Origin of the sequence: uncultured Fibrobacter sp. (assembly GCF_937877005.1) — a bacterium.
Taxonomy (GTDB): domain Bacteria; phylum Fibrobacterota; class Fibrobacteria; order Fibrobacterales; family Fibrobacteraceae; genus Fibrobacter.
The window spans coordinates 1-12,317 of the sequence record NZ_CALEFV010000094.1 but is presented as its reverse complement, the minus strand read 5'-3'; the positions used below and the strand labels follow the sequence as shown (position 1 = coordinate 12,317).

13 protein-coding genes are annotated in these 12,317 nt (G+C 51.8%); 2 read left to right on the top strand and 11 right to left on the bottom strand.

What is annotated here, in order from left to right:
* Positions 1–828 (top strand): DUF3078 domain-containing protein (locus Q0628_RS04840; protein ID WP_298768685.1); only part of this gene is annotated, 828 nt, incomplete at its 5' end.
* 180 nt (positions 829–1,008) lie between these two features.
* On the opposite strand, the gene Q0628_RS04835 is transcribed toward Q0628_RS04840, so the two are convergent.
* On the bottom strand, positions 1,009–1,623 hold the full coding sequence (locus Q0628_RS04835; RefSeq protein ID WP_298768683.1) for a hypothetical protein: 615 nt from the start codon (positions 1,621–1,623) through the stop codon (positions 1,009–1,011).
* Positions 1,624–1,836: 213 nt separating this feature from the next.
* Between Q0628_RS04835 and Q0628_RS04830 the strand changes: the two genes are divergently transcribed.
* Positions 1,837–4,446, top strand: coding sequence for a fibro-slime domain-containing protein (locus Q0628_RS04830; protein WP_298768682.1), 2,610 nt, complete (start codon positions 1,837–1,839; stop codon positions 4,444–4,446).
* A gap of 84 nt (positions 4,447–4,530) precedes the next feature.
* On the opposite strand, the gene Q0628_RS04825 is transcribed toward Q0628_RS04830, so the two are convergent.
* The 10 genes from Q0628_RS04825 to rpsP form a co-directional block, all read right to left on the bottom strand.
* Complete coding sequence (locus Q0628_RS04825; protein ID WP_298768680.1) at positions 4,531–5,790, bottom strand: tRNA (N(6)-L-threonylcarbamoyladenosine(37)-C(2))-methylthiotransferase; 1,260 nt, start codon at positions 5,788–5,790, stop codon at positions 4,531–4,533.
* A gap of 4 nt (positions 5,791–5,794) precedes the next feature.
* Complete coding sequence (locus Q0628_RS04820) at positions 5,795–7,111, bottom strand: SpoIID/LytB domain-containing protein (protein WP_298768678.1); 1,317 nt, start codon at positions 7,109–7,111, stop codon at positions 5,795–5,797.
* A 79-nt stretch (positions 7,112–7,190) separates the two neighbouring features.
* A complete protein-coding gene (gene def / locus Q0628_RS04815) occupies positions 7,191–7,730 on the bottom strand; it encodes a peptide deformylase (RefSeq protein WP_298768676.1) in 540 nt (179 codons plus the stop codon).
* A 3-nt stretch (positions 7,731–7,733) separates the two neighbouring features.
* Positions 7,734–8,105 (bottom strand): preprotein translocase subunit YajC, encoded by a 372-nt coding sequence (yajC, locus tag Q0628_RS04810; protein WP_298768674.1) that lies wholly within the window; start codon positions 8,103–8,105, stop codon positions 7,734–7,736.
* 132 nt (positions 8,106–8,237) lie between these two features.
* On the bottom strand, positions 8,238–9,164 hold the full coding sequence (locus tag Q0628_RS04805) for a cyclic nucleotide-binding domain-containing protein (protein WP_298768672.1): 927 nt from the start codon (positions 9,162–9,164) through the stop codon (positions 8,238–8,240).
* The gene (locus Q0628_RS04800) at positions 9,161–10,087 is read right to left on the bottom strand and encodes a cyclic nucleotide-binding domain-containing protein (protein ID WP_298768670.1); all 927 of its coding nucleotides are present in this window, start codon (positions 10,085–10,087) and stop codon (positions 9,161–9,163) included. Before Q0628_RS04800 ends, Q0628_RS04805 begins: the two co-directional genes overlap by 4 nt.
* Before the next feature lie 30 nt (positions 10,088–10,117).
* Complete coding sequence (gene rplS / locus Q0628_RS04795) at positions 10,118–10,465, bottom strand: 50S ribosomal protein L19 (RefSeq protein WP_298768668.1); 348 nt, start codon at positions 10,463–10,465, stop codon at positions 10,118–10,120.
* Between the two features lie 15 nt (positions 10,466–10,480).
* Positions 10,481–11,185: a tRNA (guanosine(37)-N1)-methyltransferase TrmD gene (trmD, locus tag Q0628_RS04790; RefSeq protein ID WP_298768666.1), complete on the bottom strand. Its 705-nt coding sequence runs from the start codon at positions 11,183–11,185 to the stop codon at positions 10,481–10,483.
* Entirely contained in the window at positions 11,182–11,739 is a 558-nt protein-coding gene (gene rimM / locus Q0628_RS04785) for a ribosome maturation factor RimM (protein ID WP_298768664.1), read from the bottom strand. The genes trmD and rimM overlap by 4 nt, the downstream gene beginning before the upstream one ends.
* Positions 11,740–11,862: 123 nt before the next feature.
* Positions 11,863–12,317: 30S ribosomal protein S16 (rpsP, locus tag Q0628_RS04780; protein WP_298768662.1), on the bottom strand; the 455-nt coding region annotated here is incomplete at its 5' end.

Sequence of the window (12,317 nt, the reverse complement as noted above, 5' to 3'; positions counted from 1 at the left end):
TTCGCCGCACCTGCAATGGCTGAAGGCGGTATGTTCGAAGGGGCTCTCCCCGAAAACTGGACTGCCGACGTGGTGGCCGCCGTTCGCTACAACTGGTACAATTTTAGCAACTGGCAGAAGGATGGAACTTCCAACTACACTTGGCTCGTCACTTACGATGCCGACGTGCAGGGCAAGTGGAAGGTCGCCAACTGGCGTAACCTGATCGACATCGATCTCGGTCAGACTTGGACTAAGGGCGTGGGCAAGCGTAAGTCCAATGACCGCCTGTTCTGGGAATCCATGCTCGACTTCAACATGACCGAAGTCCTGAAGCCCTACATCGGTAACCGCTTTGAAACCCAGTTCATGAAGGGCTACGAATATACCGAAGACGAAGATGGCAACGAAGTGAAGCATGCCATTTCGAGCTTCATGGACCCGGCATACGAAACTCAGCTTGCCGGTCTTGCTTACGTTCCGAACGAGAACTTCTCCCAGCGCTTGGGCTTTGCTAACCGCATGACCATTTCTAATGGTTACGGCTATGCCGACGACAAGGATACCGACAAGTTCGAAAAGTTCCGTGACGAACCCGGTCTCGAATCCATCACCGAAGCCAAGTACGCCTTCTCCGACATCGTGAGCTTCAAGACTCGTCTGTGGGCCTTCTGCAACTTCGAAGGCATGGAAAAGATCGATGGCCTTTGGGAAAACTTGCTGTCTGTGATGATTGCTCCTCTCGTTGAACTCCAGGTTGGCTTCGACATGGCCTACGACTGGGATCTCGACGAAGACACGCAGTACAAGAGCATGGTGCTCTTTGGCCTGACCTGGCGCTGGTTCTAATAAGACCGGGTCGGTTAAATTCTGCAGAGTCCTTACTCTGGAACTGGCCCTCTCGCAAACGCGACCCGTTAACACCGGGTCGCTTTTTGCTCACAAAGACCGAAACGGTTAAACTATTAGCTGAACACATTTTAAAAAGGACTCCGATTCGGAGTCCTTTTTTTGTCTGAAAGGTTTGTTCTATTCTATGTTGAGTAGGTCGTCTTCCCAGGCTTGTTTTGCCTTGCGGAGTTTTTCGAGCGAGGCTTCGTCGGCGAGGCTCTGGTCGCGTAGTTCGACAAGGTCGCGGTATCTTTTTGACAAAGTAATTGCCTTGGGGTATTCGGTCGCAAGTTTGTCGAGGCTGTCTGTGATGGCCTCGTCAGAATAGAGTCTAGAAATTCCCATGAGGGTGTTGGCGATAAAGGCTTGTCTGTCCCCGTTGGCTTTAGCTTCGGTCGCTTCGGCGAATTCCAGGGGGAGTATGCTGTCCATCCAGCGGGCTTCTTGTGAAAAAAGCTCGTTGTCTTCGGCGAGCGCGTCCTTTCGCTTGCACAGCATGCTTTGTTTTTCCATGAAGGGACGGTAGGACTGGATGTTTAGGTTTAACCCCTGTCGTTGCCCGAATTCTTCGAGATTCTTCAGGTTTGTCTCGATGGGGTTGTTTAAAAGGCATTCCTTGAGAATGGCGAGTTGGTCCTTCGGGGGCAGTTTCTTGAAATTCTCGCTATGGCTGTTTGCTGCCTTTAGCCTGAGCCAGAAAATTCTCAGGAGGACAAGGACCATGATGATGGTAAACAATGCTGTTGTTGACATGATGGCCCCTATTTAGAAATAAAAGCCCCGATTGTAATAAAAATGTCAGTACGACTAGATGGATTTCGGGAAAAAATTGTTTTTTTATACATAAAAAGGGTGCAAAAAGTCTTTTTCGGGGTCGTTTTTTGAAAAAAGAAATCGTAAAAAGTGCAAAAAAGGTGTATATTTAGGGGGAGTATTTGCAACCTGTTTTCAGGTGGAGATTTTGGTATGAAATTAAAAACGCTGGTTACGTTAGGAGTTTCTTTAGCCTCGGCTTCATTGGTATTTGCCGATGATGCTGTCTTGGATATCGTGGTTCGCGATTTCGCGGTGGATCATACCGACTTCGAGAACTTTTCCGAAGAATATGTGAGCCAGGGGGATGGTGGCCATTGTACGAAGAATGGGTCGACCAAGTGTGGCGATATGATTGTCAATAAGGGGTATTACCTCTATGACCAGACCTGGTACAGCTACGGTGCTTACCACGAAACCTGTGGTAACGGTCGTTCCAAGAAGGGTGCCATCATCGGTACCGATGGCCTTCCCATGACGGTAAACCCTTATCTGCCCTCGTACCTGCAGACCCAGATCAGTACGACGCAGGTTCCTCTTGAATATGGTGAATGTTCAGACCAGAAGAGCCGCAACTACACGAATGCGAACTCCACGAGAGAATCGATCAAGACGGCGAGCTGTGCGAAGGGTGCCTGGGCTAACCAGGTGTACTACACTCCCGGCATGGTTATGCAGCATCTTGTCTTTGCTCCTGCGGGAGAAGATGGTGAAATCGACATGTACGATGGAGTCACCATCAAGAAGGCTCAGGAACTTTGCGACAACTCGAACTTCGATCAGTGGTATGCGGATGTCCAGGGCGTGAACTTCCGTATCAACAAGACCTTGGACTTGCCTGAAGCCGGACAGAAAGGCCTGTATCAGGTGAACTACAACTACAACAACGGCGGTTACTTCCCGCTGGATTCCATTGTTAATGACCAGCGCGTTGGACCGGGCTTCTGCAACCCGGAAGTGCAGTCCAACAATCCCAACTGCGAACAGTACGGCCCCCAGACCTTGTCCATCTTCTGTCCGCCGTATGACTATCAGTATGCCGATTCCCAGAAGGACAAGGACCTGGTGAATACTTATGGCCTTTGCAGTGCTTGGCTTGCCAATGGTGGTCCGAAGTATCGTCCGGCCGCCCAGGCTGCAGCGGATGCCAATGGTAGCCTCGGCACCAAGCATCTCCGCAACTATGGCTTTACCATGATGGGATACGCTAAGTTCAAGTACAAGGCTGCAAACCAGGTACCGAACCCCGAAGTCTTCGAATTCGTGGGTGACGACGATATGTGGATCTTCGTGGACGGCGTGCTGGTTGTGGACCTTGGTGGTACTCACCTTGCTGCTCCGGGTGCTGTGAATATTCAGACACTTGCTCAGAACAACCACGGTTGCCATGCGGGCGAACCCCTGTCTCTTTATACGAACTGCGAAGGTGCTAGCGATGCGACCGGTTGGGGCGAAGGTTCCTGGCACCATCTGCACTTCTTCTATGCCGACCGTCAGTCCGATGGTTCGAATATGCTTATTCGTACGACCTTGGCTGAAATTGCTCCGTCCCGTTACGGCCAGCCTTCTGTCGGCAAGGCGATTGTCACAATCGATGAAAACGGTAACCAGAAGGTCAGCATGCTCCTGAATACCGCTCTCGATCAGAATACGATTAACAACATCATGGCCAATCCGAATGTTCCGGCCATCCTCATTGTCCGTAACGAGAAGGATGCTAACGGAAACATTACTCCGGTGGTCTACGGTCTGTATGTCAGTTCTATTGCTACTGGCGGTAACGAAGGCTCGTCGGGCGTTCAGTATGACTTGACTGGTGAACTTCGCGATGCGAACGGACAGGTCGTTCAGACCGGCATTGTCGGTAACGACTTGATGGCATTTAACTTCCCGTATTCCGACGAACTCTTCAGTGCGGAAATGTCGCAGGATGCTTATCCGGATGCTTTGTGGGCTCAGTTCGCTAACTGGAGCCGCCTGATGACCTACAGCGTCACTTCCGCTTCGGGCAAGGGCGTGGTCGGTCCTCCGAATACCCTGGAAGACTGGGGTAAGGTGACCTTCAATGCTAGCAACGATATCGCCTCCTTTGTTTTGGATTCCATCATTGCCCGACCGAGCTTCGAGGCCCAGTCCAAGGTGCTTTCGGACATGGCTAGCAATAACGATGGCGAACTGCCGCTGAATGCGACCGCCGATTTGATCTTTACGTCGGTGCCTGCTGGAATGGGTAAGAATGGCAACCCGCTGAATCTGTCTAACGAAGAAAAGGCTCTGTATTCTGCTGCCGCTCCGATTGGTGGTGGCTATCCCGAAGGTACCAAGGCTTTCTCGGCTACGGGATCGGGCATGTGCTATTCCGAAGGTGCCGAAAGCTGCACGAGTATTTCTTACCCGGTTTCTGGTCCGTTCCGCATCAATGTCCGCGTGTTCGACCACATGGGTCACTTTGTAAGTCAGTATCAGTATAGCATGGATTCCACAGAAATACAGCAGGCTCTGGGAGCGCCTTCGACGCAGTCGGCATGTAGCATGCCGCTCTATGGCCCGTCTGGTGCCGCATGGATGACTATCAAGATGTATCCGGTGTCCCAGAATGGCCGTCTGCTGGCTACGGGCCCCTACATCTACCAGGTTACCTTCATTCAGGAAGCGTACAAGCACTGCCTGATGGTGGGGGCTACTCCGCAGGAAAACACGATGTTCTATACGCGTACCTTCGATACCTATCGATTTGGCTACCGTCGTAGCAAGAAAAAGTAGGGTCAGCTTAGCTTGAATCGAAAACCCCATGGCTTAAGGCCATGGGGTTTTCTGTATGAAATCGGAAAAGATCTGTTGAGACGGTCAGACCTTCAGGGCGAAGGGTTCTGCATCGCTAATCGTGACCGTGAATCTTTCGCCCGGCTTGAGCGGAATGTCACTCGTAATCGCGACGGGGCGGTAGGCGGCATTCCGGGCGATGTAGGTGCCGGCGCGGTAGCCGGCCTTTTCGACGGTCACGCGTTCCGTGGAGCCTATCCAGCGAGAGTTGTTCTCAAGTGCAATCTGCTGGAAAGCTGCTGCTAGGGCGGCGGAGCGCTTGTGCTTGATTTCGTCGGGAATTGCGTCTGGCATGCTGAAGGCAGGTGTATTCGGACGCGCGACAAATCGCGTGATGTTGCAGACTGTCGGGCGAGTGTCGCGGAGAACTTGAAGCGTGTCTTTGAAGTCCTGCTCCGTTTCTCCGGGGAAACCGACGATCAGGTCTGTACTGAGCGTGAATAGGGGATAACGCTTGCAGAATGTTTCGGAAAGCTTGACGTAGTCCTGAACATTGTGTTTGCGGTTCATCACCTTGAGAATTCTGTCGCTACCGCTTTGCACGGGTAGATGGATGAACTTGTAGATGCGATCGTCTTCGAAACATTCAAGGAGTTTGTCGGCATATTGTAGCATGTGCCGCGGGTTTCCCATTCCGAGGCGAATTTTGTAATCTCCGGGGACTTCTGCAAGAATCTGTTGCACTAGTTCTGCGAGGTTTGTGCCCGTATCGAATCCGTAGCAGCCGCAGTCCTGGCCGGTAAGCTGGATTTCTACGCAGCCGTCGGCGACGAGACTTTTGACCTGTTGGACAATGGCTGCGGTGGAGTAGCTGTGCAGATGCCCCTTTACGAGGCGCGTAGAACAGTAGGCGCAGGCATCGAGGCAACCTTCCTCGATGTTCACGATACCCACCAGCGGAGACTCTCGCAATATGCCGTCATCGCGAGCCCCGTTAGGGGCGTGGCAATCATTTGCCAGCAATTCTTTAAGGCTCGTAAATACGACTTTGTCCGTTATCTTAGCGACTTCTTCTCTAAAGTCTTTCGGTGCACATCCTGTGATAAGTAGCTTGGCTTCGGGCGCGGCTTCAATAGATTCGCGTAAGAGCTTCAGGGCGCCTGCATTTCCCTTGACGGTGCAGACATTTAGGATGAATGCTTCGGGCTTTTGAGCCTCGCGCATTCCGAATGTAACCCGGTAGTCGTCTGAAAATATCCTTGCAATTTTTTCGCCATCACCGAAATTGGCTGCGCACCCTTGGCTAATCACAACGAGTAGCGGCTTTTTGTTGTTGCTAATCATTGCGTTACCGTTCGAACTTTTCCAGGGTGATTCCCTGGTAGTAATGGCTCAGGATTTCTTGATAGCTCTGCCCTGCCTGTGCTCGGGCTCGAACACCCATTTGGCACATGCCGACTCCATGCCCGAAACCCGTTCCGGTAAGCACCCATTCCTTGCCGTCTTTCTTGATATCGAAGAAGGAAGAGGGGAGGATTGACCCTGTCTTCTTGAATAACCAGCGTGTTCTATCGGTCATTACGTCGAAATATCCCTTGTCGGTTTCGATACGGAGCGTCATGATTCGACCACTCTTTAATTTGTCCTTAATCTTGATGGATTTGATCTTCTTGAAATCCTTTCCGCCAGAAGTGCTGAACGCGGCCTTGGCTTCGGTTGCATTCGCCCTGAACAACTGCACGATTTCCTTGTCGGCAAAACGGCGTTCCCACTTGATGTAGCTGGATTCGTCACACCAGGGTTTTCCGTTGGGACGCAGGTCCTCGACGGATTTCAGGTAAGGAAGGTCGGCGCGGTTCCAGGTGGCGAGTGTTTCGGTAATGCCGCCGCAGGTGGAATGGTAGTAGGCGATAATGAACTCGCCGCCGTAGGTCATTACGACTCCTTCAGTCGCCTTTACTGCGGCGTCGGTGAGCGGGGTAGCTGATTCAAGTCCCTTGTAAACTTGGTCCTTGGTGTCCGCGAAGACATCGAAACCCATTGCCTCTCGGCTGTTGAAATGCTTGTAGGCGTATGTGCGCGCAGCGACGGCTTGCGCCTTTAATGCTTCGATACGGCTACTATCCAGCTTCCCAATTTCATAGGGTACGACACCTCTCAGGTAATCTTCGACATCGACAGAATTGATGGCGTCAAGTTTTCCGTTTGTGCTGCGAAACATGATGCTTCCGGGATAGCACGCTCTGCCGAGCGTTTTCGTGTCTGGGGCGACAGCGAGGCATCCGCCTTCGTCACTATTGAATTCGCGAGAAATGTCTTCGATGGAATTTCCACCGGCTTCGAATTTGACCTTGTTCTTGGAGGCGGTCACATGGACCGTCTCGCCCTGATATTTAAAGTAGAGTTCCTTGACTCCTGTAAAGATACCTACCCGTAACGGACGGTTTAGTTCTTTGGGAATTTGTCTATCCTTGAACTTGACAGAATCCTTGTTGTCCAAAACGGGTTGAAGGATTGTGTCATTTGCGGTTGTGGTTGCTTCTATAGGCACGAAGCGCACGACTTCTGCATTCTGCACGTCATCGGGCAAATCAAAATCGCCGTCTGCGTATGCGATTGAGAAACCAATTGCGAAAACTAGTGCGTATGGAAGTCTAAAAGTCATCTATTCAATTATAATAAATGCTTTAAAAGGATATGCCCGCTCAATGGCGGGCATGATGAGTTTAGGCCGGGGATGGAATTTATTTTTTCTTCAATTTCGCCTGTGTCTCCTTCGCCATTTTTCTCAGCTTGGACTGATTCATGGTGCGGTCGGCAGTCGAAATCTTGTCGATGAAAAGGTCCCCGTTCAGGTGATCTGTTTCGTGCTGGATGCAGCGACCAAGGAGACCGTCGCAGTCATGGAGTTCCTGCGGTTCGCCGTTGATATCGAAGAAACGGACGCAAACCTTGTCGGGACGCATCACGTTGCAAAAAATATCCGGTACAGAAAGGCAGCCTTCGTCGTACTGCACGACCTTTGCGTCAGGTTCCGCTTCCCATTCGGGATTGAACATGATGTAGGGCTTGGGGTCCTCTTCGCCAGGAACGGCTGTGTCGATTACGACCAGACGAATGTTCTTTCCGATTTGTGGGGCTGCAAGCCCGCACCCAGGAGCGTCGTACATGGTTTCGAGCATGTCCTTGGCAAGCTGACGGAGCTCGGGGGTAATCTCGGTAACGGGCTCGCATTTCTTGCGGAGCACCGGATCGCCGTAAGTTCTAATTTCGAGAATAGCCATGGATTACTTCTTTTCTTCGGTCTTTTCGGCCGGAGCTTCGGCGTTGATGACGCGGAGGATAGCGGCCTTTTCGAAATCGATCAGGGTGGTAGAACCGGTGCGTACGGTAATGGTCGTGCCGGTTTCGTCAATGCTCGTGACGGTACCGATAATGCCTGCGGTGGTGATCACCTTGTCGCCCTTCTTGAGAGCCTTGCGCATTTCTTCCATTTTCTTCATTTCCTTGTTCTTCGGACGGATGAAGAAAAGCCACATCACCACGAACAGGAGGATTAACGGAAGAAAGCTGCCGATTGCGCTCGGCTGCTGTTCGGTTGCTTCCTGTGCAAAGGCGGCGATGGAGGAAAGGGTCACGAGGAGTGCAGAAAGTTTCATAATTTTACCTGTTTGGGGTTAGTTGTTTTACAACGCCAAATATAGAAAATGTGTAATGTGTGATGTGTAATTTCACTTTTCTCATTCCACATTTCACACTTCACTTCCTCATCCCACGCTGCGCCGTAGGCGCTATACCAGTTTCTTGTCCAGGAGCGGATAGATGCGGTTGAGTTCCATGAGGTCTAGGATGGTGTCGAAGTCGCCATAGAAAAACGGAATGGTTTCGATTTCCGGCATGTTTTCCTCGGCGACGGGGTCGGGCGCGTTGAGCAGCTTGCGCTGTAGAAGGGGATACATGGTTCGTGTCGTGAGGGTCACGCCGTAGAGTATCCGGTGTGAAACGCGGAGCAGTTCGGGCGTCATGACAGTGAAGATTCCGTTCTTGAGAGGTTCCTTGCTCTGCTGCACGGTCTTGATGACTGCGCTTAGAACCATCTGGTCGGTCATGGAAAGGATTTGTGGGGGTGACTTCTTGTGTATTGCCCGATAGCGGATCGATTCGTACAGGAGCCTTGCCACATTGAGGTTCTTTACCCGAAGACGGTCGCCCTGCATCTTGATGATATCGAGGTCCTCAAGAATACTTAATAGTTCCCGAATGTCGCCTTCGGCGATATTGAATAGGGCCTGTTCGCTGTGGATGACTTCATCTGTTGAAACCGTATCTTCGCTGTTGTCGGCCTGGGCGACTAGTTCGTACAGAAGGCTCGGCAATGCCTTGATTTTGTCGCTCTTGTGCTTGTTGCTTTGTGCAATCGCGAGGCGTCCTGTCAGGAACTGAATGATGGACTTGAACCAGGAGGGTTCCTTTTCGAGAGTCCCGTTAAGGACTTCCTGCGATACGACTAGAAGCTCGGAGTCTTCCGTTGCGATGACGGTCTCGTCGCAAGGCTCGTTCTTGAGAAGCCCCATTTCACCAACTAGAGCGCCGGGACCATAGGTGTTCACAATCGAATTGACGGTGTTCGTTCCGCGCAATTCGCCGCTGCGCACGACATAGAGGTTCTTGCCCATGTCGCCTTCGCGGAACAGAAAGTTTCCTTCTACAAGCGTCATAGAACTCCTCTGATGTTTGTTTCGTAACGGAGCGCCTTGAGGAAGTAATTTACCTTTGATTCGTTTACGACAAAGTAGTCCGTCTTGTTCGGAGTGGCGCTGAACCATTCGAGTTTTAGCAGATGGATCCATAGGGATACATCTGCGTAGGGCATCGTCTTTTGAATAAAGGATATCCAGTCGGGGCCGGTTTTGGATTGTTCGGCCGTCATGGTAGAGAGGAGGACGAGTATCTTTTTCTGCTCGAGTGTTAATTTGTACGGAGCGTAGGTGCTGCCGCATGGTGTGTCAAGATAATCGACGAAAATATGGAGTAACTGCGGGTCGATAATGGTGCAGAAAATGCGATTGTTTTTTTGCGAAAGCTTTATTAGGTGCCTGCGTAACAGAGACTTCATGTCTTCTTGAGCAACCGATGTCGACACCTTCGTCAAGAAACTGTATTCGCGAATGAGCTCTGCAAGGTTGTATTCCTCCTTGCTTGTTTTTCGGCTCATGTATTCCGCGAGACTCTTTAGTGTGTTCTCTACGCGAGGGGAGACTGTTGATCGCTTGAGCTGGTGAGTCTTCGCCGAAAGGTTACGAATCAATGCAAGGAGCCATAGCGGAAGCCGTTTGAGTTCCGATTCCATGCATTCTTCGTTCACGACGGTGATCGTGGAATCCTGGCTTGCCGAAAGTTGATACTTGAACGGTTCACGTTCGAGCATGGATGCGACTCCGACCAGGTCTCCAGGACGCATGGTGAAAACGGTGGAGTGGGGCGGTGTCGTTTCGCGTGCGGTTAGTTCGCCATCTTCGAGTATGACGATGCTCCGCTCTTCGCTTTTCGGGGAATAAACAATAAAACCCGCCTTCACGCTTTGTCGCGTGGGCGGGATAATTTGTTGACGAGAAGGCTGATTTGAATTCCCCGTATTCATAGGAGAATAAACGCCCTAGTTGTCGGCTGATTAAGCCTGACGTTCGTCGATACGAGCTGCCTTACCGCGGAGGTCGCGCATGTAGTAGATGCGAGCCTGACGGACCTTACCTGCACGTTCCAGTTCGATGGAGTCGATGCGGGGGGAGTGGAGCGGGAAAATACGCTCCACGGCTACGCTACCGCTCATCTTGCGGACGGTAAGAGTGGCGGAAATGCCGGTGTTCTTCTTCTGGATCACAACACCCTTGAACGGCTGGATACGTTCCTTGGTGCCTTCGATCACCTTCACGTTCACGGTGACGGTGTCGCCGGCGCGGAGTTCCGGAAGGTCGGTCTTCAAATTTTCGTTGTGGATTGCTTCAATGTTCAGGGACATTTGTGTACCTCGTTATTATTTGATGCCAAATTTAGTATCTTCTTCAAGATTTTTAAAGATGTCTGGGCGTCTTTCTTGCGTTCTTTTCAACGATTCTTGGCGCCTCCAGGCTTTTATGTTCGCGTGATGACCCGAAAGGAGCACTTCGGGGACCTTTTTTCCTTCAAAAACTTCGGGTCGGGTATAGACCGGCCATCCCAGTACGCCTTGCGCAAAGGAGTCCGTTTCGCCGGATTCCTTGTTGCCGAGCGCTCCGTCCAGGAGCCTTACTACGGCGTCCGTCACGAGCATGGCGGGGAGTTCCCCTCCGCTCACGACAAAATCGCCGATAGAAATTTCCAGGTCGACCTCGGACTGGCGGATGCGGTCGTCGATTCCCTTGTAGTGCCCACAGATCAGTACCAGGTGGCTTTCCTTGGAAAGTTCCTTGGCCATCTTGTGGGTAAAGGGAACGCCGTCTGCAGTCAGGTAGATGACTTTACCGCCATCTTCCTTGACACCCGTGCTGCGAATAGCGTTTGCGAGCGGTTCCGGCCTGATGACCATTCCCGGTTCGCCGCCATAGGGCACGTCGTCCACCTGGCCGTAGTCGTTGATGGCATAGTCGCGCAGGTAGACGGTGTTGAACTCCATCAGTCCCTTGCTTTGGGCGCGCCCCATGATCGATTGCTTCATGGGCGTGAACATCTCGGGGAAAATGGTGATGCAGTCGATTTTCACCTTTCCTCCGGGCACAGGCTCTTTAAATAGTCGGCGCTGAATACGATGTTCTTGCCATCTTCGTCCACGTCCAAGACGCAGTCGTCTATCCAGGGGGCGAGGATTGTTTTCGCGGAAAATTCGCGTTGGAAGGCTGCGTCGAACTTGACGTGAAACGCGTTCACGGTAGGCAGTTCTTCGACTTCAAGAACTTCGCCTACATCGCGACCGTCTTCCAGTTTTACGCGGAAACCCTCCAGATCGTCCAGGTAATATTCTCCTTCGGGGGCGGGAAGCCTCTCCGATTCGGGAATCATTACGTCTGCGTTGACGAAGTGTACTAAGGATTCCGGCGTGTCATACCCCTTGAACTTGAGTAACCACAAATTGTTTGCAAGCCTGGAATCTTCCAGAGTCAATTGTACCTGTTCACCATTGGTCTTCTTTAGCATCACATCCTTGAGTTTCTCATGACGCGAGAGGTCATGGGTAAACGGCATCGCCTTGATGTATCCCTTAACGCCATGCGTGCGCATGAGCTGGCATACGGTGATGTATTCTTCGGATTCAGACATGAAAGACTTAGTGGGGTTTTGAATCAGCGGAAGGTGGTTACCTTGGTTCAAGCGGCTTTAGCTAGACAAAAAAGCCCCGTGCCAATTTGTGTGGTCGGCACGAGGTTTCTTTTCAAGCGAAAATTATGCTTCGGCAGCAGGAGCTTCAGCGGCCGGTGCTTCGGCAGCAGCGGCAGCTTCAGCAGCGGCGGCTTCCTTGGCAGCCTTTTCAGCTTCGATCTTGGCGAGAGCCTTAGGACCGAGCTTGGCCTTCTTGGCCTTTTCTGCGCGCGGAGTAGCGGTCTTGCCTTCGATAGAACGGCCAGCGCGGATTTCGTGGAACAGGTCCATGATGCCGACCTTCTTGAGGAGGCTACGGACGGTGTCAGACGGCTGTGCGCCGGTCTGGAGCCACTTCAGAACCTTTTCCTGATCGAACTTGATGTCCGGGGTCTTCAGGTTCGGGTTGTAGAAACCGACCTGTTCAATAAAGCTATCGTCGCGGGCCTTGCGGGAATCGATGACCACGGCGCGGTAGATGGGGTTGTGACGCTTGCCGAAACGAGCGAGACGGATAACGGTTGCCATTTTAACCTCTT